This window comes from Sulfitobacter noctilucae (assembly GCF_000622365.1).
GTDB classification, from domain to species: Bacteria; Pseudomonadota; Alphaproteobacteria; order Rhodobacterales; family Rhodobacteraceae; genus Sulfitobacter; species Sulfitobacter noctilucae.
This window is the reverse complement of record NZ_JASC01000013.1, coordinates 285,048-309,431: the sequence shown is the minus strand read 5'-3', so window position 1 is coordinate 309,431 and position 24,384 is coordinate 285,048. Positions and strand designations below refer to the sequence as shown.

The 24,384-nt window shown below is 59.8% G+C and carries 22 protein-coding genes; 8 read left to right on the top strand and 14 right to left on the bottom strand.

Annotation, left to right across the window (positions count from 1 at the left end):
* From urtC to urtE, 3 genes are read left to right on the top strand one after another with little or no spacing between them, the layout of a single operon-like run.
* On the top strand, positions 1-1,176 hold the full coding sequence (urtC, locus tag Z945_RS0108260) for an urea ABC transporter permease subunit UrtC (protein WP_025051632.1): 1,176 nt from the start codon (positions 1-3) through the stop codon (positions 1,174-1,176).
* Positions 1,173-1,913 (top strand): urea ABC transporter ATP-binding protein UrtD, encoded by a 741-nt coding sequence (urtD, locus tag Z945_RS0108255; RefSeq protein WP_025051631.1) that lies wholly within the window; start codon positions 1,173-1,175, stop codon positions 1,911-1,913. Before urtC ends, urtD begins: the two co-directional genes overlap by 4 nt.
* A 2-nt stretch (positions 1,914-1,915) precedes the next feature.
* Positions 1,916-2,611 carry an urea ABC transporter ATP-binding subunit UrtE gene (urtE, locus tag Z945_RS0108250; protein ID WP_025051630.1) on the top strand — a complete coding sequence of 232 codons (696 nt, stop codon included), beginning with the start codon at positions 1,916-1,918 and terminating at the stop codon, positions 2,609-2,611.
* Between the two features lie 3 nt (positions 2,612-2,614).
* Here the strand turns inward: urtE and Z945_RS0108245 are convergent, their stop codons facing one another.
* The 12 genes from Z945_RS0108245 to Z945_RS0108190 form a co-directional block, all read right to left on the bottom strand.
* The gene (locus Z945_RS0108245) at positions 2,615-3,787 is read right to left on the bottom strand and encodes an iron-containing alcohol dehydrogenase (RefSeq protein ID WP_025051629.1); all 1,173 of its coding nucleotides are present in this window, start codon (positions 3,785-3,787) and stop codon (positions 2,615-2,617) included.
* 37 nt (positions 3,788-3,824) lie between these two features.
* On the bottom strand, positions 3,825-4,940 hold the full coding sequence (locus tag Z945_RS0108240) for an NADH:flavin oxidoreductase/NADH oxidase (protein WP_025051628.1): 1,116 nt from the start codon (positions 4,938-4,940) through the stop codon (positions 3,825-3,827).
* Between the two features lie 35 nt (positions 4,941-4,975).
* On the bottom strand, positions 4,976-5,764 hold the full coding sequence (locus tag Z945_RS0108235; protein ID WP_025051627.1) for an enoyl-CoA hydratase/isomerase family protein: 789 nt from the start codon (positions 5,762-5,764) through the stop codon (positions 4,976-4,978).
* A gap of 24 nt (positions 5,765-5,788) precedes the next feature.
* Entirely contained in the window at positions 5,789-6,979 is a 1,191-nt protein-coding gene (locus tag Z945_RS0108230; protein ID WP_037970803.1) for an acyl-CoA dehydrogenase family protein, read from the bottom strand.
* Positions 6,980-7,015: 36 nt separating this feature from the next.
* The gene (locus tag Z945_RS0108225; RefSeq protein WP_025051625.1) at positions 7,016-8,593 is read right to left on the bottom strand and encodes a class I adenylate-forming enzyme family protein; all 1,578 of its coding nucleotides are present in this window, start codon (positions 8,591-8,593) and stop codon (positions 7,016-7,018) included.
* Entirely contained in the window at positions 8,590-9,354 is a 765-nt protein-coding gene (locus tag Z945_RS0108220; protein WP_025051624.1) for a FadR/GntR family transcriptional regulator, read from the bottom strand. Before Z945_RS0108220 ends, Z945_RS0108225 begins: the two co-directional genes overlap by 4 nt.
* Before the next feature lie 11 nt (positions 9,355-9,365).
* Positions 9,366-10,046 carry an ATP-binding cassette domain-containing protein gene (locus tag Z945_RS0108215; protein WP_025051623.1) on the bottom strand — a complete coding sequence of 227 codons (681 nt, stop codon included), beginning with the start codon at positions 10,044-10,046 and terminating at the stop codon, positions 9,366-9,368.
* A complete protein-coding gene (locus Z945_RS0108210) occupies positions 10,043-10,795 on the bottom strand; it encodes an ABC transporter ATP-binding protein (protein ID WP_025051622.1) in 753 nt (250 codons plus the stop codon). Before Z945_RS0108210 ends, Z945_RS0108215 begins: the two co-directional genes overlap by 4 nt.
* Positions 10,792-11,724: a branched-chain amino acid ABC transporter permease gene (locus Z945_RS0108205; RefSeq protein ID WP_206537302.1), complete on the bottom strand. Its 933-nt coding sequence runs from the start codon at positions 11,722-11,724 to the stop codon at positions 10,792-10,794. The genes Z945_RS0108210 and Z945_RS0108205 overlap by 4 nt, the downstream gene beginning before the upstream one ends.
* 5 nt (positions 11,725-11,729) lie before the next feature.
* Entirely contained in the window at positions 11,730-12,632 is a 903-nt protein-coding gene (locus tag Z945_RS0108200) for a branched-chain amino acid ABC transporter permease (protein WP_025051620.1), read from the bottom strand.
* An 80-nt stretch (positions 12,633-12,712) separates the two neighbouring features.
* Positions 12,713-14,035 carry an ABC transporter substrate-binding protein gene (locus tag Z945_RS0108195; protein WP_025051619.1) on the bottom strand — a complete coding sequence of 441 codons (1,323 nt, stop codon included), beginning with the start codon at positions 14,033-14,035 and terminating at the stop codon, positions 12,713-12,715.
* Positions 14,036-14,290: 255 nt separating this feature from the next.
* Entirely contained in the window at positions 14,291-15,229 is a 939-nt protein-coding gene (locus Z945_RS0108190; protein WP_025051618.1) for a glucokinase, read from the bottom strand.
* 93 nt (positions 15,230-15,322) lie between these two features.
* On the opposite strand from Z945_RS0108190, the gene Z945_RS0108185 reads away from it, so the two are divergent.
* On the top strand, positions 15,323-16,645 hold the full coding sequence (locus Z945_RS0108185; protein ID WP_025051617.1) for a cytochrome-c peroxidase: 1,323 nt from the start codon (positions 15,323-15,325) through the stop codon (positions 16,643-16,645).
* On the opposite strand, the gene Z945_RS0108180 is transcribed toward Z945_RS0108185, so the two are convergent.
* Entirely contained in the window at positions 16,642-18,132 is a 1,491-nt protein-coding gene (locus Z945_RS0108180; protein WP_025051616.1) for a CRTAC1 family protein, read from the bottom strand. The genes Z945_RS0108185 and Z945_RS0108180 overlap by 4 nt on opposite strands.
* Complete coding sequence (locus Z945_RS0108175) at positions 18,129-19,388, bottom strand: ROK family transcriptional regulator (RefSeq protein WP_025051615.1); 1,260 nt, start codon at positions 19,386-19,388, stop codon at positions 18,129-18,131. The genes Z945_RS0108180 and Z945_RS0108175 overlap by 4 nt, the downstream gene beginning before the upstream one ends.
* 225 nt (positions 19,389-19,613) lie before the next feature.
* Here Z945_RS0108175 and xylF point away from each other — a divergent pair, with 225 nt between their 5' ends.
* From xylF to xylB, 4 genes are all read left to right on the top strand, one after another.
* Entirely contained in the window at positions 19,614-20,648 is a 1,035-nt protein-coding gene (gene xylF, locus Z945_RS0108170) for a D-xylose ABC transporter substrate-binding protein (protein WP_025051614.1), read from the top strand.
* Between the two features lie 140 nt (positions 20,649-20,788).
* Entirely contained in the window at positions 20,789-22,084 is a 1,296-nt protein-coding gene (locus Z945_RS0108165; protein WP_025051613.1) for a sugar ABC transporter permease, read from the top strand.
* Entirely contained in the window at positions 22,085-22,834 is a 750-nt protein-coding gene (locus Z945_RS0108160) for an ATP-binding cassette domain-containing protein (protein WP_025051612.1), read from the top strand.
* Complete coding sequence (xylB, locus tag Z945_RS0108155; RefSeq protein WP_025051611.1) at positions 22,834-24,267, top strand: xylulokinase; 1,434 nt, start codon at positions 22,834-22,836, stop codon at positions 24,265-24,267. The genes Z945_RS0108160 and xylB overlap by 1 nt, the downstream gene beginning before the upstream one ends.
* The last annotated feature ends 117 nt before the right edge of the window (positions 24,268-24,384 follow it).

Here is a 24,384-nt window from a genome sequence, read left to right as displayed (position 1 = left end):
ATGAACCGCTCTTTCATCGCACGAAACCCATCGGTGCTGATTTTTCTGTCGCTGCTGGCGTTCTTCACGCTGGGTGTCACTGTCCTATCCGAAGGGTTCGGGGTTGGCCTCGTCTCAACCAGCTTCGTAAAGACCCTGGGCAAGACGTTGTGCCTGTGTCTGATCGCCATCGCGATGGACCTGATCTGGGGATATACGGGTATCCTGTCGCTGGGTCATTTCGCGTTCTTCGGGCTGGGTGGCTACATGATCGGCATGTGGCTGATGTACGAACGCACCCGCCAGATTGTCGAAGGCGCATTGTCCGAAGGCGTTTTGCCACCCACGCCAGAAGAAGTGCAGGCCGCCATCGGCAACCAGATTTTCGGCGTTGTCGGCAGCAGCGAGTTTCCGTTGATCTGGGCCGTCGCGGACAGTCTGGTGTTGCAACTGGCCTTGGTCATTCTGGTGCCGGGTGTGCTGGCGCTGGTCTTTGGCTGGCTGGCGTTTCGGAGCCGGGTGACGGGCGTGTATCTGTCGATCCTCACGCAAGCCATGACGCTGGGCCTATCGCTTTACCTGTTCCAGAACGCCAGCGGATTGCGTGGCAACAACGGATTGTCTGGCTTGCAGAACCTGCCGGGGGTTACCGCACCGCAATCGGTGGTGTCGCTGTGGTTCTTCTGGGCTTCGGCGCTGGCGCTGGGCCTCGGGTATCTCCTGGTGGCATGGGTGGTGTCGGGTAAATTCGGCTCGGTCATTCGGGGCATCCGCGATAACGAGGCGCGGGTGCGGTTTCTGGGCTATTCGGTCGAGACCTACAAGCTGGCGGTCTTCACCCTAACCGCCTGCATTTCCGGCATCGCCGGAGCGCTTTATTATCCGCAGGCGGGCATCATCAACCCGGCTGAGGTCGCGCCCATCGCGTCAATCTATCTGGCGGTCTGGGTGGCGATTGGCGGGCGCGGCAGGCTCTATGGTGCGGTAATCGGGACCGCTTTCGTCAGCCTTGTATCGAGTTGGTTCACCGGCGGGCAGGCCCCTGATGTGCCGCTTGGGTTCTATACGATCCGCTGGGTTGACTGGTGGCTGGTGCTGCTGGGCCTCAGCTTTGTGCTGATCACGCTTTATGCGCCCCGCGGCATCGGGGGGCTGTTCGATCTGGTCGGCCGCATCCGCAAGGAGACAGGCGAATGAGCACGCTTCTTGAGGTCTCTGGCGTGACCGTCAGTTTCGATGGGTTCCGCGCCATCAACAACCTGTCTTTCCAGATCGGACCTGCGGAAATGCGCGCAGTGATCGGTCCGAACGGCGCGGGCAAAACGACATTTATGGACATTGTCACAGGAAAGACCAAACCCGACGATGGCTATGTCATCTGGGGCGACAAAAGCGTGTCGCTTGTCGGGATGTCAGAGGCAAAGATCGCGCAGGCCGGTATTGGCCGCAAGTTCCAGAAGCCCACGGTGTTCGAAGAGCAGACGGTGCAGGAAAACCTGCTGATGGCGCTGCGCAAAGACCGCAGCCCGATTGCCGTTCTATTTTTCAAACCTTCCGCAGATGATCTGTCGCGAGTGGCTGAACTGGCGACCGAGATTGGCTTGCACGACGCGCTTGAACGGGTGTCAGGCGAGTTAAGCCACGGGCAGAAGCAATGGCTTGAGATTGGGATGCTGCTGGCGCAGGAGCCAAAACTGTTGCTGGTCGATGAGCCCGCAGCGGGCATGACCCCGGCGGAGCGCGAGAAGACAACGGCAATTCTGGTCAAGGCGGCCAAGACTCGGGCGGTGGTGGTGGTGGAACATGACATGGAATTCGTGCGGCGGCTGAATTGCAAGGTGACGGTGCTGCACGAAGGGTCGGTGCTGGCCGAGGGATCGCTGGATCATGTGACCAAAAACCAAGACGTCATCGACGTCTATCTGGGACGCTAACCATGTTGAGTGTTGAAAATTTGGATCTGCATTACGGCAACTCCCAAATTCTGTATGGTATTTCGATGGAGGCCAATCTGGGCGAGGTGACCTGTGTGATGGGCACCAATGGCGTGGGCAAAACCAGCCTACTGCGGGCGATTTCCGGCACGCATCCACGTTCGGGAGGTGAGATGCTGTTGGACGGCGCGCCTTGTGGCAAGCTGCCTGCGGATCGGCTGGCGCGGATGGGTGTCGGCTATGTTCCGCAGGGGCGCGATATCTTTCCGCTGCTGACCGTACGCGAGAACCTGCAAACCGGATTCGCGTGTTTGCCCAAGGCCGAGCATTTTATCCCCGACGATATTTTCGAGCTGTTCCCCGTGCTTAAGGAAATGGAGCACCGGCGCGGCGGTGATCTGTCGGGCGGGCAGCAGCAACAGCTGGCCATCGCGCGGGCGCTAATTACCAAACCCAAGTTGCTGCTGCTGGACGAACCGACCGAGGGCATCCAGCCCAATATCATCCAGCACATCGGCAAAGTGATCAGCCTGCTGCGTGACCGGGGCGATATGGCGATCGTTCTGGTTGAGCAGTATTTCGACTTCGCCTTTGATCTGGCGGACCGGATCATCGTTTTGGAACGCGGGCATGTCATCCGCAACGTCGCCAAAGAAGAGATCACCCGCGAGGATCTGCTGGCGGCGGTGTCGGTCTAGGCGCTACATCGACGCTTCATAGATGTGTCGCGCATCGGCCAGTGTCACTTCCCGTGGATTGTTCACCAGCAGACGGGTCTGGTTCATCGCATCCGATGACAGCCGGTCAAGGTCAGCCTCATTGATGCCGACCTGCCGTAGTCCTTTTTCCAGCCCCAGATCGACGTTCAGTGCCACCAGCCGTTCGATGAACTCCGCGCAGATCGCCTGCGCCCCACGGGCGGTGTCGATATCGGCAAAGACATGGGGCGCGAGGGCTGCATATTCCGTGGCACATTCGGGCGCGTTAAAGCGCATCACCTCGGCCAGTACCAGCGCGTTAGAGAGACCGTGGGGGACGTGAAAAAGGCTGCCCACAGGATAGGCCAGCGCGTGCACGGCGGCGACAGGCGCATTGGCAAAGGCCTGCCCTGCCAGCATTGACCCCAGCAGCATGTTCTGCCGCGCCTCGATATTGCTGCCATCGCTGACCGCTGTGCGGATGTTCGCGCCCAGAAGGTCCAGCGCCTGTACCGCGAGCATCTTGGAGATCGGATTGTTGTTGGCGCTGCGCGAAGTATAGGCCTCGATCGCGTGAACCATAGCATCGACGCCGGTGGCGGCGGTGATATGCGGCGGCAGGCCCAGCGTCAGTTCCGCGTCCAGCAAGGCGACGTCGGGCAGGATTATGGGCGAAACGATGCCCTTCTTTTCTTCCGTGCCGGTGGTAAGGATCGATACGGCGGTCACCTCGGATCCGGTGCCGGCGGTGGTCGGGACCAGCACCAGCGGCAAGCGCGATCCGGTCGCTTGCCCTACGCCGTAGGCCTCGTCAATCGGCTGGCCAGAGCGGGCTAGCAGAGCCACAACCTTGGCCACGTCCATCGAGCTGCCACCGCCAAAACCGACGACACAGGCGATATTCTCGGCCTTAGCAATCTCGACAGCGCCGAGGACGGTGGTGGCCTTTGGGTCAGGTTCCACGCCGTCGAAGATTGTGACGCTGAACCCGCTTTCTTTGATGTTTTGCAGAGCCGCATCGCAGAGGCCCAGTTTGACAATGCCGGGGTCCGTGACGAACATCACGCTCGCGCTCGTGTTGGCGAAAGCCATGCCCGCCAAGAGGCTGCCGAGTTGCGCCGCGCCGCCATTGATTTGCCGGATCGACGGGGTGGTATTGAATGTGAAATCAGTCATGTCGGCACCTTGTCTGTGTGGTGTTTGCAGGATCGGATCAGCGAAAGCCGACTTTCGAGCCTTTGAACAAGTCGGGATGCTCGCGCGGTTGCGAGCGCCAGTATTGCGGGGGCGCGTCAATCTCATCACCCAAGGCGGCCGCCGCCTGCCACGGCCAGCGCGGATTATAAAGCAGACCACGGGCCAGAGCGATGGCATCAGCCTCTCCCTCCTGCAAGATTTGCTCGGCCTGTTCGGGTTCGGTGATCAGCCCGACGGCAATGGTGGGCAAGCCAACCTCCGCCTTGATCTGTGTGGCGAAAGGCACCTGAAACCCGGGGGCGACCGGAATTTCCTGCTTCGGGGAAACGCCCCCGGTGGTGACGTGAATCGCGGTACATCCGCGTGCCTTGAGCTGATGCGACAGGGCAATCGTATCGTCCAGATCCCAGCCATCCGGCACCCAATCGGTGGCAGAGACACGCACCCAAACGGGCAGATCATCAGGCACAGCGGCCTTGATCGCCTCGAATACCTCCAGCGGGAACCGCATCCGGTTCTCAAGGCTGCCCCCGTAATCATCGCTTCGTTCGTTTGCCAAAGGCGACAGAAACTGATGCAGCAGATAGCCATGCGCCATGTGCAATTCGATGCCTTCAAAGCCCAGTCTGACGGCGCGTTTGGCGGTGGCGACAAAATCGTCTTTGACCCTTTTCAGCCCGGCAGCATCCAATGAATCCGGTGCATCCTCGCCGGGTCCATGGGGCAGGGCCGAAGGCGCCTCGGCCTTCCAGCCCTGATCGGCACCCGGTGCAATCTGGCCGCCTCCGTCCCATGGTGTTTCGCTTGATCCTTTGCGCCCGGCATGGCCGATCTGGATGGTAATGGGCATGTTGGAATGCTGGCGAACGGCGTTGATGACACGACCCAACGCGGCTTCATTCTCGTCGGAATACAGGCCCAGACACCCCGGCGTGATCCGCCCCTTGGCAGAAACCGCGGTCGCCTCGATAATCATCATGCCTGCGCCCGACAACGCCAGATGACCCAGATGGATCAGATGCCAATCCTGCGCGGTCCCGTCGATGGCGGAATACTGGCACATGGGCGCGATGACGATACGGTTGGGTATGGTTAGTGCGCCAATGTCGAGCGGTTGGAAAAGCAGGCTCATGCAGGGGTGTCCTTTGGTATAATCATCATGCGGCTTTAGCCGCCGTTTTCAAAATCGGGTTTGCGTTTGGCCAGAAATGCTTCGATGCCTGCGCGGCCTTCGGGACCGCTGCCCGCTGCGGTGATCGCGGCAAGCTCGCGGTCCATCTGGCTGGCGAAACCGGAGCTTGAGCTGTCATGCAGCAACCGCCGGGCTTGCCCCATGGCACCCACCGCACCATCGGCAAGCTGGCGGGCCAACACGTCGCCTTCGTCCATCAGCGCGCCGGGAGCGGCAAGACGCGTGACAAGGCCGATCTCGGCGGCCTTCTCGGCGCTGACACGGGCGTTGGTTATAATCATCTCTTGTGCGCGGCGCATCCCGACAAGGCGCGGCAGCAGCCATGTCATGCCGCCGTCCGGTGTCAGGCCGATGCCCAGATAGGCCGTGGTGAACATCGCATTTGGGTCGGCCAGCACCACGTCGCCGGATATCGCCATACTGAGCCCCGCGCCCGCAGCGGTGCCGTTGACCAGTGTGATCAGCGGCTTTTGCATCGCGGCAAACTGGCTGAGCGCCTGATGCAGGGTGCCGGCCAATTGCGCCAGAAACGGCGCGATGCCATCACTGTTCAACGCGAACGCACCGATATCGCCGCCAACGCTGAACATCTTGCCTGCCCCGGTCAGCACCACACAGCGGACCGCCGGATCATTGGCGCATTTGATGGCCGCAGCCAAAAGCGCATCGGCCATGGGCTGGTCTAGTGCATTGCCTTTGTCCGGGCGGTTCAGCGTGATCCGGGCAGTGCCGTCAGTGATCTCAAGAAGAATTGGGGTGCTCATCGGACGGTCTTTCTGCGTGTTGGGTCAGTCTGCATTCAACGCTTTCCAGTCGCGTTTGATCTTTTTCGCGAGGATCCACTTATGCACCTCTGTGGGTCCGTCATAAATGCGGAAGGCGCGGATCTCGCGGAACACCTGTTCCACGATGGTATCTGCCGTCACGCCTTGTCCGCCCATGCACTGCACACAACGGTCGGCGACGCGCATCAGCGCCTCTGACACCGCAACTTTGGTCATAGAGCTTTCGGCACCGCCCTGCGCACCGCTGTCCAGCACATCGGCGCACCAATAGACCATCAGCTCGGCCTGTTTGAGGTCCATGAGGTTCTCGGCCAGCATGAAACCGACGCCTTCGTGATCGACCAGCGGTTTGCCAAAGGCCATGCGCCGGTTGGCGTAGTCGCCGGCAATCTCGTTGGCGCGCACGCAGGCCCCGAGCCAGCGCATGCAATGGCTCAGCCGCGCAGGCGCAAGGCGGACTTGTGCGTATTTGAACCCTTCGCCAGAGGCCCCAAGCATCTGATCGGCGGGCACGCGCAGGTTGTCGATGGTGATTACTGCATGGCCGCCGGGCATGGAACTGTCGATGGTATCAAGCACGCGGTCGATCCGGATGGCGGGGTCGGGCAGATCGACGAGAAACATACAGGCACCATCGTCGGATTTGGCCATGATGATGCCCATGCCCGCGCCCTCCGCACCGGTGATATAGGTCTTGCGCCCGTTGATGACCCAGTGATTGCCGTCCATCTTGCAGGTAGTCAGCATCATCGACGGGTCGGACCCCGCGCCGCCTTCATCCGCGGGTTCGGTCATGAAAAACGCCGTGCGCATGCTGCCGTCGATCATACGGGGCAGGAAGCGTTCTTTGAGTTCGGGCGAGGCGACCTTGCCCAAGAGAAACATATTGCCTTCATCCGGTGCGCAGGTGTGGCAGGCCAGCGGACCTAGTGGCGACAGGCCGGATCGGATCAGCACGGCAGCGGTTTCGCGCTGGGTCAGGTGATCGCCACCCTCAAGAATATGCGGCGTCATCACGCCCGCATCCCGCGCCAGCGCCTTCATTTCATCGCCTAAGTCGTCGCTTGGTCCATGCGCGCCGCAGCGGGCGTCGCCCTCATAAGGGACGATCTTTTCGCGCACGAAGGTTTCGACCTTGTCCGCAATATCAAGGGCGCGTTGCGAAATGCCGTGGCGTTCCAGATGGGGGTTCATGGGTGGGTATCCTGTCTTGGTATCAGTTGCCTGGCTTTACGCAGTGTCAAAGCCAAGCTCCTGCTTGATCTGGCGTTTGATGATCTTGCCATTGGCGTTACGTGGCAAAAGCACGTCGCGCAGGGTGTAGCTTTCGGGGCATTGGTAGTCAGCGAGTTGTGTGGCGCAATGGGCTTTCAGCCTATCCTCGTCAATCTTGCCCGGTGTGACGGACAAGACGGCATGCACCCGCTCTCCCAGAATGGGGCAAGGTTTGGCAACCACGGCAGCTTCGATCACGCCGTCCAAGGCTGTCAGCACGCTTTCTACTTCGGCAGTGAAAATCTTGTGGCCGCCGCGATTGACCAGATCCTTTTTGCGGTCAAGCACATGCACATAGCCTTCGGCGTCGATCATGCCGATATCACCGGATTTCCAGAAGCCCGCCGCGAATTCGCGTGCGTCGGCTTCCGGGTTGCGCCAATAGCCGGGCACCACCATCGCGCCGCGTATCCACAGCTCCCCGCTATTGCCTGGGGCGACTTCGCAGCCATTATCATCCATCACGCAAATCTCGGCACCCGGCATGGGGCGACCCACGGACAAGCGTCTGCTCGCGGTTTGGTCAGCGTGCATGATGGTCGCGGGGGATGTGGTTTCAGTGGCGCCATAGGCGTTCATCAGGCCCAAGCCGGGGAGCGCCTTGGCTAGCCTATCGATGGTGGCGGCAGGCATGGGCGCACCGCCATAGCCGCCAATGCGCCAAGCCGACAGTTCATAATCCGCCAGGTTCGCCTGGTGCAGACAAAGGTTGTACATGGCAGGCACCATCAAAGAGCAGGTCATGCCATGTTGTGCCGCGCATTCCAGAAATTCGACAGCCTTGAAGGCCCGCTGTATCACGATGCACCCGCCGCAGCGGATCAGCGCGTGGATGCCCGCGACCAGTCCGGTCACATGGTTCATCGGGACGACGACGATGGTGATGTCATCCGGCCCCAATGACATGGTGCGCATGAAGTTGGTGGCGGAATGGACGATACCAAGGCCAGTCAGCGTGGCCCCTTTGGGGACACCCGTGGTCCCTGAGGTATAGAGGATCGTCGCAATTGCGTCCTCTTCGGTATCGGCGAGAGGGCGATTTGGGGGCGTCGCAAGGAGTGCCTCGTAGCTATCGAAACCTTCGACATCACCAACCGAAAATTGCGCAGTAAGGTGCGGTGTGTCCGCCGGATCGGGTACGAGATCGCAAAATTCTGCATCGACAATCAGGGCCATTGCTTCGGAGTTGACGAGCGCATGGCAGATGCCGGGTTTCTGGTCGCGGGTGTTCAGCGGGACAGTGACAGCACCCAGATAGGCAGCGGCATAGGTAACGACGATAAAGGGAATGCCATTGCCCAAGAGCATTGCAACCCGATCCCCCGGCCCAACACCCCGCTCGGCAAGACCCGCGGCAACGGCGCGAACGCTGATGTCTAGTTGCGTGTAGGTCTGCCGCTCGTTGCCACACAAAAGAGCGGTGCTGTCAGGGTGGCTTTCCACCGAGCGGGCAAGCATGTCGTAGACGTTCTTGGGCCGGTCCGCATAGCAGGTGAACACTCTGCTGTCATAATGATATTCGCGGCGCATCATGGCGTTTGCCCCATATCTGCGAGTTTACTTGTCACGCCTGCAAGCGGTGCGTCCAGCGGGAGACCGGCCAATTCATACCCGCGCTTGAAATCGTCGATATGGCGGCGCATCCAGTTGCGGGCACTCGGAGGATCGCCTGCGCGGACCGCTTCGATCACATGGCCGTGGGCAACGACCTGCCGGGACAATGCTTGTGGCAGATTCGGGATCAGTGCGTCTATGCCGCTGTAGAGCAGGAAGCCGATGGGTTCGCGGGCCAGTTGCAGCACGCGGTTCTTGCTGGCCGCCGCGATGCGGGAGTGAAAAGCGGTATCGAGTTCGGCAGAGGTTTTGCCTTCGTCCTCTGCCGCAATCAGGGCGGCGTGTATTGCATCGAGTGCGGCAAGATCATCTGGTCCGGCATGCATCGCTGCCAGTTCGGCGGCGAGCGGTTCGGTCGCCAAAGCGACATTCCACAATTCGATAAAGCTGACTTCCAGCATCCCCAGCGCGCGGGTCTGGCGCGAGGAAAGCTCCGCCATGCGCGGGATGCTGACCACCATTTTGCGCGGCGAGGTACGGCGCACGAAACCTTCGCATTCCAGCCGCCTGATGCCTTCGCGTACCGTCGATCTGTTCACGGCGAACATGGTCGCCATCTCGACTTCGCCGGGCAGGGGATCACCGGGTTTCAGCGCCCCTGACAGGATTTGCGTTTCAATCTCTTGCGAAACCTGTTCGTAGGCGTGTTGTACGCGCAGGGGTTTTGCCTTGAGCGCCATATCACCTCCGCTCAGGCTTGATCTGCCAACGCGGGGTCGATCACGTTGACCTTGATGATTTCGCCCCGCTCGATGACGCTTTCGCGTTGCAGAAGGTCTGCGGAATGGCTGAGTTCGGACTGTGCGATCAACACAGACAGGCCCGTTCCCTTGAGCGATTTGATCACGTCGGAGATGCGCATCGCCAGCGCGGGTGCCACCCCTTCGAAAGGTTCATCCAGCAACAGCAGGTTTTTGCCCGCAATAAGGGCCCGTCCAAGTGCTACCATTTTCTGCTGGCCACCAGACAAAAGCAAAGCCTTGCGGTGTGACATCTGGGTTAGTTCCGGCATCAGATCATAGACGAATGCTAATCCTTTGGGCCCATCAACGGCTTCATTGGCCCAGGCCGGAAGCAGCATGTTCTCCTCTACCGTCAGATCAGGGATCAACCGCCGGTCTTCGGGCATGTAGCCGAAACCCAGCCGGGCACGGTCGCGCGGTTCCATCGCCGAGATGTCTTCGCCTTGCCAGGATACCTTGCCACCACCGAGGGTCGCCAGCCCTGTAATGGTGCGCATGATGGTGGTTTTGCCCGCCCCGTTGCGGCCCACCAGCCCCATACGTTCGCCGGGCGCGACCTCAAGGCTGACACCGCGCAGGATGGGGGCCGCCTGAATTGAGACTTCGACATTTTCAAGTTTCAGGGTCATGCCGGGCCTCCAGTCACATAGCGTTGTACTTCGGGGTCTGACAGAACCTCATCAGGCGCGTCATCGGCGATGATCTGACCGTCATAAAAGGCCAGCACCCGTTCGGAATATCGTGTGACGATGTCCATGTCGTGTTCGACAAAGATCACCGTGACGCCCTCGGCCCTCAACGCCTCGATCACCAGATCCATGATGGGGAATTTTTCGTCTGCGGCCACGCCGGATGTCGGCTCATCCAGCAGCATGACCTGTGTCTCGCCCGCCATCGCCATGGCGATATCCAGCAGTTTCTTTACGCCGCCCGACAGTTCGGGGATCAGACGGTTGCGGTGTTCCGCGATGTTGAACCGTTCCAGAGTGGCCAGCGCGCGGTCGCGGGCGCTGCCATCATCCGCACGGCGTAGGAACGATGGCCCGGTCTTGCCATGTATCGCACCGGCGACCAGCATGTTTTCTTCAACGGTCAGTTCGTTGCACAACTGCGCAATCTGGAACGACCGGTGAATGCCAAGCCGTGTGATCTGGCGCGGGGCCAGCCCCGCAATGTCTCGACCGTCAAAGTTGATCTGACCGGCATCGGGTTTGATATAGCCCGTCACCATGTTGACAAAAGTCGTCTTGCCCGCGCCATTGGTGCCGATCAGTGAATAGACGGACCCTTGTGGCACGGTGACAGAAACATCCTTGGCCGCCGTGACAGCGCCAAAGCTCTTCTGCACATCGCGGACTTCCAGCACACCGGCGCTCATGTCTTGTTCTCCTTGCGTTTGCTGACCAAGGAACCCAATCCATTGGGCAGTGCCACGATGACGACAAGCAGGAAGATCCCAAGCGCCAGTTGCCATGTGTTGGGGAAATAAAGGTTGGAAAACGACCGGACCAACTCAAGGATGATTGCCGCGACAAAGACCGCCGGGACCGATAAGTATCCGGCCAGAATGGCGACAAAGACAAACTCGCCCGAGGTGGTCCAGAAGGCGAACTCCGGGTCCACATGGCCCAGCGCCAGCACCGCGATTGTGCCGCCGATGCCGCCCAGCAATGCGCCAAAGACATAGTTGTATGTCATCAGGTTACGTACCGATGCGCCCAGATATTCGACCCGCAATTCGTTGTCGCGGGTGGCCAATGTGATCAGCCCGCGTTCGCTGTCGAAATAAATGCGCATCAGCGTGCCGCTGATCACGACAATCGCCACGACATAAAGGTAAAGTGCTGTTTGCAGGGGCCGTCCTTCGGGTGCCCAGCCCAGAAACGTGGGTGCCCCGATGTTCAATCCGTCCGTGCCGCCGATAAAGCTCATTTTGGACAGCGAGCCGTAAAGCACCATGGACAGGGCCAGCGAGAGCATTGCGAAAAAGATCCCCCGATAGTTTGAGAGCAGGGGGCCAAAGACCAGACCAACCACCAGACAGACCGCCGCGCTGAGCAGGGTCAGCAGGAATATGTCAGAGACTCCAAGGTGATTGGCGATCAGCGTCGCGGTATAGGCACCAATGCAATAGTAAAGCCCTTGGCCAAACGACACGACACCACCGCGCATCATGCCGATGATACCCAGACAGACCAGCCCTTTGGCCAGCGCCATCGCGAAAAGGAACATCGCCCAATCGGGCAGGATAATTGACCCCGCCGCAAGCGCGACAAAGGCGATGATCGCGGAGAGATAGACAGACATGCGCATCAAATTTTCCTAGCCTGTGTTTTCGCAAACAGACCTTCGGGACGGAACATCAGGACGATGGCCATCACGAAGTAGATGATAAAGAGTTCCGCTTCGGGCACGAGGTGGACCGAGGCCGCCCGGCTGATACCGACCATCAGTGCGCCAATGGCCGCACCCGGAACGGAGCCAAGCCCGCCGATAATGACAACCGCAAAGGCCACGATGATCACATTGGGGCCAAGCCCCGGCGTGACCGAGATCATCGGTGCAGTCAGCGCGCCCCCAAGGGCCGCGAGGAACGCGCCCGCCATAAAGGCACCCAGATAGATGCGTGGCACATTCACCCCCATCGTCTGGCTGATTTCGGCGTCGTGGATCACGGCCAGCACGACTTTGCCCATCCTTGTGCGGTTCAGCGTCAGCCAGACCGCAAGTCCCACGATAATCGCTGCCGCGATCACGGCGAAATCATAGCCGACGTAGAAAAGGGGCCCGATCTCGACATTGCCCAGCAAGGTGTAGGGCTCATAGACGAAGTAGGGGTTAACACCCCAGATCAGCTTCATCACGTCCTCAAGGATCAGGAAGACCGCATAGGTGACCAGCACGTTCAGAACTTCGTCACGGCCGTAAAAGTACCGCAGCAATCCGCGTTCCAGCAGTGGCCCCAAGACGATGGCCACAAGAACTGCGGCCAGGATGAGGGCGATGTAGCTGCCAAAGGGAAAAGCGTTGCCGCCAGCGGCGAAATAGGCCCCGACCAGAGAGGCGGAGGCATAGGCACCGATGGCATAGAGACTGCCGTGCGCGATATTGAGGATGTTCAGAACGCCGAAAACCAGCGTCAAGCCGACAGAGACGATAAACAGCCAGCCCGCATAAATCAGGCCATCAACAAGGATGGTTGCAAGAAGGTCCATAAGGATGTGTCCGGGTGATCAAATGGAAGGGCAGGCCCGCCGCAAAGCTGCGGCAGACCGGTTTTCAACACCGTTCGGTGTCACTCACATTCGGCACCGGGGAAACCCTGTGCCAACCACTCGGTGGCTTTGATGCCTACCGGAGGGTTCACGCAGCGGGCGGAAAAATACTCGACATCCACCAGCTCCATCTTGCCCTCGGCCTCGTTCCATTTGGTCGTACCGATGGCGTTCGGCTGGATCGCCTGATGACCATCCGCCAGTGCCATTTCAATGCGGCCAGAGGGTGCGTCCCAGGTCAGTCCCTTCATCGCGGCGGCAAGTTCTTCATCGGTGGGCTTGGTGCCGCCGTTGTCTGCCATCGCCTTTTCGACTGCTGTCTTCAGACCGAAAAGCGCCTGCCACATGCGGAAGGGAGCCTGCACAGGAAATACGCCGTATTCCGCTTCATAGGCATCCCACATTGTATCGGTCAGTTCTTTCAGCTCTCCGCCACGGGCATGGGCGGCCAGACCGTTCACACCCCGTGCACCGAGAAAGATGCCATCGGGCATCTTGTTGCCAAGTTGCGGGATGACGTGGTCGCCTGCTGCCAACACGATTTGCGAGCGTTCATGCAGACCGCGTGCGGTGCCTTGGATCAAAAAGCCCTGCAAGTCACCGCCCCAGTTGGAGGAGTGCACCAGTGCAGGCCGTTCACGAAGCAGCGCCGAGATTTCAGTGCCATACTGACCGGCACCGAATTTCGGAAACAACGCTGTCTTTACTTCGGCGTCGGGATAGATCTGTTCCATCGCGCCGGTAAAGTCCGCCCAGCTGTCCTGGCCAAAGGCGTAATCCTGATTCAAACCGGCATAGCTGGGTACATCGAAGTCGCGAGACTTGAGGTAACGGGCAAGGCTGACGTTATCCATCGTGGCATGTGCAGCCGTCCGGAACACATATTCAAAGCTGTTATCCTCGAACACGCGCGGCGTGCCGCAGTCGTAAAGGATTGTGAAGGCTTTCAGCTCGTCCGCGACAGGCGGGACCGCCAGACAATCGCCTGAAGAAACGTAACCGACAACCGCGTCGACTTCTTCGCGCTGTACGAGGTTGCGGAATTCCTGAACCTGCTTGGTGGCACCGCCGGCCTCATCCACGACAACGAACTCGATGTTCATGCCGCCAAAGCCCTTCGTGTCATAGGGTGCGGGCAGTTTGCCGCCTTCGTTCATCATTTCGATCAGCAGTTTGCCACCGTTCCACGCAGGTACGCCAAAGCTTTCTGCCGCTTGTCCCGATAGGAACGTAATAACACCGACCTTGAAGGTGTCATCCTGGGCTGCCGCTGGTCCGGCAAGGCCCAACCCCAGTAGCGCGGCACCCGCCGTCGCTTTGAGTTTATTTGTCATCATTTTCATGTTCTCCTCCCTGAAAGCATGTACGGACGATCCTCTGTCTATGGTGCCGCGTTGGGTCTGATCATGGATCAACCCGTGGTTCGGTTTGCCCGAAATCTGATTGGCGGCAGCCAGCAGAATAGTGTCCTATTGTTGGACACTGCTGAGCAATAGCCTGTCAGTCAACATAAAATTAACCAAAGGGAAACTTTGCTCGGGTTTGAGGATAGAGCAGTTTTGAAGCAGAGAGGACTGTTCGGCGATGCTGCCCGATCGTCAGCGCGAAGCGTCAAGTGCGGCAAGGCACCCACGCAGGGCGGCAGCATCATCCAGGATCACAGCTTTTGGTATTGTGGTCAGCATGTCGCCGATTTTGCCAGCCGCGGGTGCAGCTTGCAGGCGGTCAAGAAACGCAGGTTGCAGAATACCTCGCGCCACGCTGCCTGCGAAATATAAACCTTCAAGGGGCATATACTGGAACGCCAGCTCTGAACATAGCTGCCCCAAGAGCCCAGTGTACTTCATCAATGTTTGCATCGCTGCCGGGTCGCCGCTTTCGCTGGCTTCGACAACCGCGCGGGCGGTTCGTTCGGTCCCCGTGTCGAAGGCGTGAAACTGCGCCAAGCCATTGCCCGAGAACAGATGCTCAAGCGTGGGGAAGGCCTTGGCATGCTGGCCGAGATCCTGTTCGAGCGCATCGCGCAGCGGCGCGGGCAGGGCGGCATGACCCATCTCGACCTCGAAACAGTGAACGGTGCCATCAGCACTGCGCCTTACCGGGCACAGGTTAAAACCCGTGCCAATTCCGACCACCAATGCTTGCCCGTTACTTGGCGTATCGGGCACCGCGCTGATGTAGGCCACCCTGTCGGCGGGTAAGCTGCCAAGCGCGAAGCCAAGCGCCGTCAGGTCGTTGAGCAGTACCGCCACATCGCAGCCTAGATGGGCGCGGATGCCTGCAACGCTGATGTCCCAGGCCCGATTGGTCAATCGCCCCTGATTGCCCCGCACCGGACCAGCCATTGCAATGCTGCAGGCCGTGACCGTCCCGATCTGCGCTTGCGCCTTGTACCGATCCAGCACGCCGTAGACGCTAGTGAATTCATCGTTCGCGAAGTGCCGAATGTTCTCGGGGCCGCTGATGCCTGCTGTGGCCACACGCGTGTTGGTCCCGCCGACATCGGCCAGGATTGTTGTGCCGGTTGTTGCGTTCATAACAGCCCCTTCGGAAATGGCAGCAGCCTACTGGTGAGACTGAGCTTCTTATGGTCATATACATCCGTACTCTTGGATGAACCGGATCTATCCATGCGCCTTGCTTTCTCTTTTATTGTCCTGATCCTGAGCGGCGGTATCGCGGATGCGGGCCCCTTGCCGCCACCTGTGACGGACGAGATGTTCGCCCCGGTCGATCCTGTCGAAGCGGCGCTGGGCCAATTGTTGTTCTATGATCCGATCCTGTCCGGCAACCGCAACATCGCCTGCGCCACGTGCCATCATCCCTCGCTGGGGACGGCCGATGGTGTGCCGCTGGCGATTGGCGAAGGGGGCGTGGGGCTGGGGGCCGAGCGTCGTGCCGATCCAGCGCATTTGCCGGATGAACGCATTCCGCGCAACGCGCCTGCGCTGTTCAATTTGGGCGCATATGAATTCAGCACGATGTTCCACGATGGTCGCTTGCAGGCCGACCCCAGCCAGCCCGGCGGTATCCGTACCCCGATGGATGCCGATATGGTCACCGGGTTTGCATCTGTGTTGTCGGCGCAGACGATGTTCCCGGTGCTGAGTGCCGCCGAAATGGCGGGCGGTTATCGGGAAAATGAAATCGGGCGCTTGGTGCGCCAGGGTCTGATTGCCGGCGAAGGTGGCGCATGGGATCTGATTGCGCGACGTGTGGCCGCTGTGCCCGCATACAGCCAGCGGTTCCGAGCCTTCTATCCCCATATCGACAGTGCCGATGATATTGCCTTTACCGATATTTCCAACGCAATCGCGGCTTTTATGGCGTTTGAATGGCGATCCGACAGCACACCATTCGATGCGGTTCTGCGCGGGCAGGCAAAGCTTTCGGGTGCGGCCAAACGGGGTGCAGACCTGTTTTATGGTCGCGCCAATTGCGGCACTTGCCACAGTGGGCCGTTCCAGACAGATCACGATTTTCACGCAATGGCGGCACCCCAGATCGGTCCGGGTAAATCCGCCCCGTTCGAGCAAGGTCATGGCGATGCAGGACGCTATCTGGTGACGGGTGATCCGGCGGATATGTTCGCGTTCCGCACGCCTTCGCTGCGCAACGTGATGCTGACTGCACCTTATGGTCATGCAGGCGGGCATGCAGATCTGGCCGAGTTTATTTCCTACCATGCCGATCCGGTCAGCGGCCTGCGTGGCTTTGACGGTGCAGGTGTACGGCTGCCGCAGCTTGAAACGGATGATTTCATAGTGCTGCGCGACATTGATCAGATCATGGCGATTGCCGCTGCGGTACGCACCCCGCCCGTGGCACTGACGGAGGCTGATATTACGGATATCGTCGCCTTCTTGCAGACGCTGACCGACCCTGCGGCTGTCAACGGACGGTTGGGCATTCCGCGAACTGTCCCGAGTGGATTGCCGGTGCCAGGCCATTAATCAGGCTTTCGCAGAGTTGTGGTTGTGCCTGCGCGCACCTGATGCGGGCTGCGCGTCCCGTCAGGCCAAGTCACAACGACCTGCGCGGCGACACCCGCGCCCAGCCCGAAATGCAAAGGCAGCGCCTGACCGCCAGCGTGTCCGCCACCCACGAGCTTTTGGACTGATTGCAATCTGTCACCGACGACCACATCGACCCTCGCGCCAATGGCATCTCGGTTGCCTCCCTCTTGCAACAGAATGATATTCACCCAACTGCCGGTCTCTTGCGTAGCATTGCGGTACAACTCCATCGGGGCGCGGCGGTTCATGACTACCAGATCAAGCCGCCCGTCCCCGTCAAAGTCAGCAAGGCTCGCGCCGCGTGAGCGCGCCAGCGTTGCGATGCCGGCATCTGCCGCTGCCTCGGTAAAGGTACCATCTGCTTGCTGCATCAACAGATTGTTTGGGTCGCGTGTGGCCATGCCGGGCATCTGATCCACGTTGCCTTTGGCGATGAAGAGGTCGGCCAGCCCGTCGTTATTTACATCCCCGAATTCTGCGTGCCACCCGGTGGACGGGCGCCCATCGCCGCCGGTGTGGGGTCGATGCGCATAGGTGCCGATCGAGAAAGGCGCGGCGCGGTAGCTGCCGTTGGCGGCAATCTGAAACAGCTGGTCGCCCATCGAGGTCAACACAACCTCGTCGCGCCCGTCGCCGGTGATGTCGCGCGATGCGATCCCCATTCCCCAGACCGAGAGATCGGGCCAGCCGTCTTCGTCGGTCAGAAAACGGCTTTCTGCGATATCCCACATCTGTTCTTTGCCGCCACTGACGTAGTAGTGGCGATCGTTCGAGAACCGCAATCGCTGTTGTCCGCTGGCGTCCTGTGCGGCAAGAAGCGAAAGTGCACAAAAGCCCGGAGTGAGGGTTTTGGCTTCATATTCCTGCTGCTGCGGCTCAAGCAGGATATTGTCATCGCAGGCCTCGAACGGACCCTCCGGGTCTTCCCGGTTCACATAATTGCCTACGGCAAGGTGTGGCCGCGCCTGATCCGCTTGCCACCACGCCGAAAAGGCGGTGCTCCAGCGGTAGTCGGTCGGAATGCCCCACTCCTCTGTTACGTTGGTAAAGGTGCACTTCGCCCCGCCGCGTAGCACAACATTCGGCCCTACTCTGAGGACAAAAAGATCGATGGTGCCGTCTGCATCCATGTCCAATGGATAGGCTCCGGTGACGCCGGTAAGCTCTGGGACTGCTGCCGTCTGGAACGTGAAATCTCCCCGATTGCGCATCAGCTTCGCGGGGCTTTCACCACCTGCTGCAAAAAGATCAGGCAAACTGTCGCCATCACAATCGAAAACCGCCACGCCGCCGCCGACAAAGTGCTCCCAACCGCCGGCATAGATATGCTCCGGCAGGCCCGAAGAGCGATCTTCGAATATGACGTCACCAGCAATGGCCGGGTGCGCCAAGAGCGCAAAAACGCAGATAAGTTCCTGCTTCATGCCGGCGTTTCCGTATTGAACAGGCGGTCGGTCATGTCCGCCAGCGCCCGCGCGGTGGCGCCACGTGCCCAATGCAGATCCCGGTGCCCGCGTATTTCAATCTTGCAGGGCATCTTGTTCTGCGACAGCACCAGCGCTTGCACATCGGCGCTGAGATGGTCGGCATACATGAATTCATAGGTCATGCGTTCACCCGACAGGATGAGCAACGCGGGATCGAACAACTGAACGACATTGGATAGCCCGAGCGCCAGAAAACGCCCGGCTCGCTGGAATATGCGGAGCGCCGGCGCGTGGCCCGCTGCGGCTTGCTGGTAGAGTGCGGCCATTGTGGAAGCAGGACCATCCGTGTCGGGTGCCAGATTGAGAACGGTGGCCGCCTCGCGCGTCAGGGCATCATCCGAGATATAAGCCTCCAGACAGCCGCGCTGCCCGCAGCGGCACAGCGCACCTTCCATCTGCACTTTGGTATGGCCCAGCTCCAACCCCATGCCGAAAGACCCGCGATAAAGTTGATTGTTCAGCACCAACCCCATGCCCACCCCTTTTTCGAGGGTTACAACAGCAAAGTCTGATTTCACCCGCCCCGCGCCGAACCACAGTTCGGACAGCGTCAGCATATTCGCATCGTTTTCCAAGGCAACTGGCAGGCCAAAACGTTCTTCGACTGCGGCACCAAAGGCTTGATCCGTGCTGTCGAGCAGGGGCGACCAGTGCACAATACCCTGCGCATGATCCACAATACCGACCATGCCGATCCCGATGCCGCTGACATCACGCAACGTTTTGCCAGCTTTCTCAAGTAGTCCGGTCAGGAGGGCCCCGATCTCGTCCACGATCTGATACGAGGGTCTGGCTTTGGTACTGGCAGGTAGGGTTAGGTCGCAGATCAACCGCCCTGCAAAATCCGACAGGGCCGCCGTATGCCGATCGTCTCCCAGTTTGATGCCAATAACATGGCCCGCTTCCGGCACGATCTCCAGCGCGACGCGCGGCCTGCCTCTGCCCTGTCCACGCTCCGGGTCCGCCACTTCGCGGATAAGGTTCGCCCGGATCAGATCTGCTGTCAGCGTGGTTGCAGAGCCGGGGCTGATGCCAAGCGCACGGCTGATGTCACTGCGTGCCGTACGGCCTTGGCCACGGACATATTCAAACACCCTTTGACGCAGAGGTTTGGGCAGGCTTAACTGATCGGCAAGGGCCGGTCCGCATCCCTCAAGAGGTGGCGTCGCAGTGCTGGAAAGATCACCGTCCATATTTTCAAGACCTAAATTAATTGCGACCCCAACTGCACGCGCAGACAAGTGCTTGCGAAAGAATGGCGTTAAAAACACCCGAAGGAAAGCAATATTCTAACATTGTTTGGGTAAAGGTCATATTTTTATTTTGACAATCGAATTTAATCGGACAAGGTTAAGGTCACCGGGGACGTGACTCGGTTCCTTCCCTGTCGGGGGGGCACATCATTCTGGGAGGAAACCATGAAGAGATTATTCGCAGCGGCAGCCGTGGCTGTCGCAGGCTTTGCATCGGCTGTTTGGGCAGATGATCACAGCATGACAGTCGGCGTCAGCTGGTCAAACTTTCAGGAAGAGCGCTGGAAAACAGACGAGGCCGCCATCAAAGGTGCGCTTGAGGCTGCAGGTGCGGCTTATCTTTCTGCTGATGCACAGTCTTCTTCAGCCAAGCAATTGTCGGATGTGGAAAGCCTGATCGCTCAGGGCGTGGACGCGTTAATTATCCTTGCGCAGGACAGTGCCGCGATTGGCCCGGCTGTCGAAGCTGCAGCCGCCGAAGGTATCCCTGTGGTCGGCTATGACCGCCTGATTGAAGATCCCCGCGCATTTTATCTGACTTTCGACAATGTCGAAGTGGGCCGGATGCAGGCAGCCGCTGTTCTCGCCAAAGCTCCCAAGGGCCGCTATGTCATGATCAAAGGGTCGCCCACCGATCCGAACGCGGATTTTCTGCGTGGTGGCCAGCAGGAAGTGCTGCAAGCCGCAATTGATGCGGGCGACATCACTATCGTTGACGAAGCCTATACCGACGGTTGGTTGCCCGCCAATGCGCAGCGCAATATGGAACAGATCCTGACCGCCAATGATAACGGCGTCGACGCGGTTGTCGCATCGAATGACGGGACTGCGGGCGGTGTTGTCGCCGCGCTGACCGCGCAGGGCATGGAAGGCATTCCGGTCTCTGGACAGGATGGTGATCATGCGGCTCTGAACCGTGTCGCGCTGGGCACGCAGACCGTGTCGGTCTGGAAAGATGCACGCGAGCTGGGCAAGGCCGCTGCCGAAACAGCTGTGGCGCTGGCCAAGAACGATGGCGACATGAGCGCCGTTGAAGGGGCGGCCGAGTGGGAATCTCCTGCTGGTACCAAGATGATGGCCCGCTTTCTGGCTCCTGTACCGGTCACCCAAGACAACCTGACCGCTGTGACCGACGCAGGCTGGATCACGCAAGAAGCGTTGTGCCAGGGCGTCTCGAGCGGTCCGGCACCCTGTAACTAAGAACTATGGGGGTGGTGCCTTTGCCGCCCCCCTTTAGCGCCGTTCGCCTGAACGGAGCACAATCCTTTTTCTCTTCCTGAGTTTGCGCCGTTGCGGATATGTACCGCGACGCCTTGCGCCACAGCTATGAGGCCCGCCTGATGAGCGATCAGACCAGCGATACAGCCCCCGCCAACCGGCCCCGCAATGTGTTGCAATCGCTTGAGGTAGACACGCGGTTGCTGGGCATGATCGGCGCTTTCATTCTGGTGGCGCTGGTGTTCAACGTGCTGACAGACGGGCGTTTCCTGACGCCGCGCAATATCTTTAACCTCACCATCCAGACTGCGAGTGTGGCGATTATGGCCACGGGCATGGTGTTCGTGATTGTCACCCGTCACATTGATCTGAGTGTTGGTGCCATACTCGCTGCCTGCTCTGCACTGATGGCGATGACGCAGGTGCGCTGGCTGCCCGGTTTGGGGTTGGAGATCGGTCACTGGGCGATCCCGTGGATTGCGATTGCCGCTGGTGTTGTGTTGGGCGCATTCATTGGTGCCTTTAACGGCTGGCTGATCGGCTATCAGGGTATCCCCGCCTTTATCGTAACACTCGGCGGCTTCCTGGTCTGGCGCAACGTCGGTTGGTATCAGACCAACGGCCAGACAATTGGTCCGCTGGACCAGACCTTTCTGACTTTTGGCGGGATCAACGGCACGCTCGGCGGTCCGCTCAGCTGGGGTTTGGGAATCATTGCCATTCTCGCCAGTATTCTGCTGATTTTTCGCACGCGGCGCACCAAGGTATCGCATGGTTTCCCCGTCAAACCGCTGTGGGCAGAGCTGTGCCTGGCCGGCCTATGCGCCGCGGCAATCGCCGGGTTTGTCGGTGTGCTGACCAGCTATCAGGTACCCTCTCGCGTGGTGGCTCGGGATCCCGAAAAATACGGCTGCGCGGTGGCCGAAGGGTGCACGCCGGTTTACGGTTTGCCAATATCGGTCCTGCTTCTGCTGGCGATCGCTATTGTGATGACAGTGATCGCACGGCGCACCCGCTTTGGCCGCTATATCTTTGCGACCGGCGGTAATCCTGATGCGGCAGAGCTGTCGGGGATCAACACGCGCATGCTGACCGTCAAGATCTTCGCGCTGATGGGCGTGCTCTGCGCAATCTCCGCTGTTGTTGCTTCGGCGCGGTTGGCGAACCACTCAAATGATCTGGGCACGCTGGATGAGTTGCGTGTCATTGCGGCGGCGGTGATCGGCGGCACTGCACTGTCGGGCGGGATTGGCACGATTTATGGCGCGATCCTTGGGGCGTTGATCATGCAGTCCTTGCAATCCGGTATGGCGATGGTGGGCGTCGATGCGCCATTGCAGAACATCGTGGTCGGTGCGGTGCTGGTCTTTGCCGTGTTCATTGATATCCAGTACAGAAAACGCACGGGGGCGAAGTAGATGGCGACACCTCTTGTTGAAATGAAAAACGTATCGATAGCCTTTGGCGGTGTGCAGGCGGTCGATAATGTCTCAATCGAACTTTACCCCGGTGAAGTTGTGGGACTGCTGGGTCACAACGGTGCCGGTAAATCGACGCTGATCAAGATGCTGTCGGGCGCCTACAAGATGGATAGCGGCGAGATCTGGGTGAACGGCAAGCGGGTCTCTATCACCTCGCCCCGGGATGCACGGGACCATAACATCGAGACGATCTATCAGACGCTCGCTTTGGCCGATAACCTTGATGCAGCGTCGAACCTGTTCCTGGGGCGCGAATTGACCACATCGCTGGGCTTTGTCGATGATGACAGGATGGAGGCCGAAACCCGCAAGATCATGGCCCGACTGAACCCGAACTTCAAAAAGCTGAAGGAACCGGTGTCGGCCTTGTCGGGGGGGCAGCGGCAATCGGTTGCGATTGCGCGGGCGGTCTATTTCAATGCAAAAATTTTGATCATGGACGAACCGACAGCGGCGCTGGGCGTGCACGAGACCGCGATGGTGGCAGAGCTTATTCAGGAGTTGAAAAAGCAGGGACTGGGGATTTTCCTGATTAGCCATGATACCCGCGAGATGATGGACCTTTGCGACCGTGTGTCGGTGATGAAGAACGGCCAGATGGTTGGCACTGAACGGGTAGAGGATGTGACCGAAGATGACATTCTGTCGATGATCATTCTGGGCAAGAACCCCAAGGCGGCAGCCTGATGTTCATTGGACTTGATCTGGGAACCTCTTCGCTCAAAGGGATTGTGATCAATGACGCGCAGGAGATTTTGGCGGAGCATAGTGTTCCGCTTACCGTGCAGCGGCCCCATAACGGTTGGTCGGAACAAGACCCCGCATGCTGGTTTGCCGCAGCAGAGGTGGCGCTGACCGCGCTGGCAGCACGAGTGGATTGCAGCGCGGTGATCGGGATTGGCCTGTCCGGTCATATGCACGGGGCCACCCTGTTTGACGGGGCTGACACGCCTTTGCGACCCTGCATGTTATGGAACGACACGCGCAGCCATGTGCAAGCGGCGCAGATGGACGGGGACCCGCTGTTCAGAAAGATCACGGGCAACATCGTCTTTCCGGGTTTCACCGCCCCCAAGGTCGAATGGGTGCGCCAGCACGAGCCGCACATATTTGGCCGGATTGCCAAGGTGTTGTTGCCAAAGGATGCGCTTCGGCTGTTCCTGACGGGTGATCATGTCTCCGAGATGTCGGATGCTGCCGGGACGGCGTGGCTTGATACCGCCGCCCGCGATTGGTCTGACGATCTGCTATCGGCCTGTCAGCTAAGCCGCGCCCAGATGCCGCGCCTTGTCGAAGGGTCGGCCGCTTCGGGCAAGCTGCGTCCGGCACTGGCCGCGATCCTTGGCGCAAGAGATGTGACCGTGGCGGGGGGCGCTGGAGATAATGCTGCCGCTGCCATCGGGGCGGGCGTGATCCGGGACGGAACCGCGTTTCTGTCGCTGGGCACATCAGGGGTGCTGTTTGCCGCGAATGATGCCTACCGGCCTGACCCGGCCAGTGCGGTCCATAGTTTCTGTCACGCGGTGCCGGACACCTGGCACCAGATGGGCGTGATCCTCGCCGCGAGTGATGCGCTGGAGTGGTTGTCGCGGCTAACAGGGCAAAGCGCCGCTGCGCTGACGGCTGACTTGGGGCCGGTGCAGGCGCCGAACCGGACGCTGTTCCTGCCCTATCTGGGGGGTGAGCGGACACCACACAATGACGCGCAAATACGCGGGCAGTTCTTGCACCTCGATCACGCCACCGATGCAAAGCACGCGACCCGTGCGGTATTGGAAGGTGTCGCCTATGCTTTCGCCGATTGCCGCGATGCGCTGGCGGGAACCGGCACGGTAATCAAGGGCGCGCTTGCGATGGGGGGCGGGGCCAAGTCCGCCTATTGGCTGCAAGTTCTGGCTAACACACTCGGCTTTCCATTGCATGTGCCTGCCGATGGCGATTTCGGCGCTGCCCTGGGCGCTGCGCGGCTTGGTATGATGGCGGCCACCGGCGCGGATGCAAGCATCGCGGTCCAACCGCCGATCGCTAGAACGGTCGCACCGGATTCCAATCTACAAGAGGCCTTCGCACAAGGGCTCACCCGCTACCGCGCCGCCTATTCTGTTCTGAAAAACCTGTGATCCCCTAGAGGGCAAACCTTCGATGAAGTTGTCTTTCTGCTAAACAGGTAAGACGCTAGCTCCAGCTTCAAAGGCGCAACAAATACCGATATGCAAAGACCCGCAGCCCCGGTCGGG

Bases quoted from the DNA above. Each gene is read 5' to 3' on its own strand.
- Z945_RS0108220 (WP_025051624.1), bottom strand. From the start codon at position 9,354: ATGGCGCTCAAGGCAAAACCCCTGCGCGTACAACACGCCTACGAACAG.
- urtE (WP_025051630.1), top strand. From the start codon at position 1,916: ATGTTGAGTGTTGAAAATTTGGATCTGCATTACGGCAACTCCCAAATT.
- Z945_RS0108235 (WP_025051627.1), bottom strand. From the start codon at position 5,764: ATGAGCACCCCAATTCTTCTTGAGATCACTGACGGCACTGCCCGGATC.
- Z945_RS0108210 (WP_025051622.1), bottom strand. From the start codon at position 10,795: ATGAGCGCCGGTGTGCTGGAAGTCCGCGATGTGCAGAAGAGCTTTGGC.
- Z945_RS0108230 (WP_037970803.1), bottom strand. From the start codon at position 6,979: ATGAACCCCCATCTGGAACGCCACGGCATTTCGCAACGCGCCCTTGAT.
- Z945_RS0108180 (WP_025051616.1), bottom strand. From the start codon at position 18,132: ATGAAGCAGGAACTTATCTGCGTTTTTGCGCTCTTGGCGCACCCGGCC.
- Z945_RS0108240 (WP_025051628.1), bottom strand. From the start codon at position 4,940: ATGAGCCTGCTTTTCCAACCGCTCGACATTGGCGCACTAACCATACCC.
- Z945_RS0108215 (WP_025051623.1), bottom strand. From the start codon at position 10,046: ATGACCCTGAAACTTGAAAATGTCGAAGTCTCAATTCAGGCGGCCCCC.
- Z945_RS0108195 (WP_025051619.1), bottom strand. From the start codon at position 14,035: ATGAAAATGATGACAAATAAACTCAAAGCGACGGCGGGTGCCGCGCTA.
- Z945_RS0108185 (WP_025051617.1), top strand. From the start codon at position 15,323: ATGCGCCTTGCTTTCTCTTTTATTGTCCTGATCCTGAGCGGCGGTATC.
- Z945_RS0108225 (WP_025051625.1), bottom strand. From the start codon at position 8,593: ATGATGCGCCGCGAATATCATTATGACAGCAGAGTGTTCACCTGCTAT.
- Z945_RS0108165 (WP_025051613.1), top strand. From the start codon at position 20,789: ATGAGCGATCAGACCAGCGATACAGCCCCCGCCAACCGGCCCCGCAAT.
- Z945_RS0108245 (WP_025051629.1), bottom strand. From the start codon at position 3,787: ATGACTGATTTCACATTCAATACCACCCCGTCGATCCGGCAAATCAAT.
- Z945_RS0108160 (WP_025051612.1), top strand. From the start codon at position 22,085: ATGGCGACACCTCTTGTTGAAATGAAAAACGTATCGATAGCCTTTGGC.
- Z945_RS0108175 (WP_025051615.1), bottom strand. From the start codon at position 19,388: ATGGACGGTGATCTTTCCAGCACTGCGACGCCACCTCTTGAGGGATGC.
- xylF (WP_025051614.1), top strand. From the start codon at position 19,614: ATGAAGAGATTATTCGCAGCGGCAGCCGTGGCTGTCGCAGGCTTTGCA.
- Z945_RS0108205 (WP_206537302.1), bottom strand. From the start codon at position 11,724: ATGTCTGTCTATCTCTCCGCGATCATCGCCTTTGTCGCGCTTGCGGCG.
- urtC (WP_025051632.1), top strand. From the start codon at position 1: ATGAACCGCTCTTTCATCGCACGAAACCCATCGGTGCTGATTTTTCTG.
- Z945_RS0108200 (WP_025051620.1), bottom strand. From the start codon at position 12,632: ATGGACCTTCTTGCAACCATCCTTGTTGATGGCCTGATTTATGCGGGC.
- urtD (WP_025051631.1), top strand. From the start codon at position 1,173: ATGAGCACGCTTCTTGAGGTCTCTGGCGTGACCGTCAGTTTCGATGGG.
- xylB (WP_025051611.1), top strand. From the start codon at position 22,834: ATGTTCATTGGACTTGATCTGGGAACCTCTTCGCTCAAAGGGATTGTG.
- Z945_RS0108190 (WP_025051618.1), bottom strand. From the start codon at position 15,229: ATGAACGCAACAACCGGCACAACAATCCTGGCCGATGTCGGCGGGACC.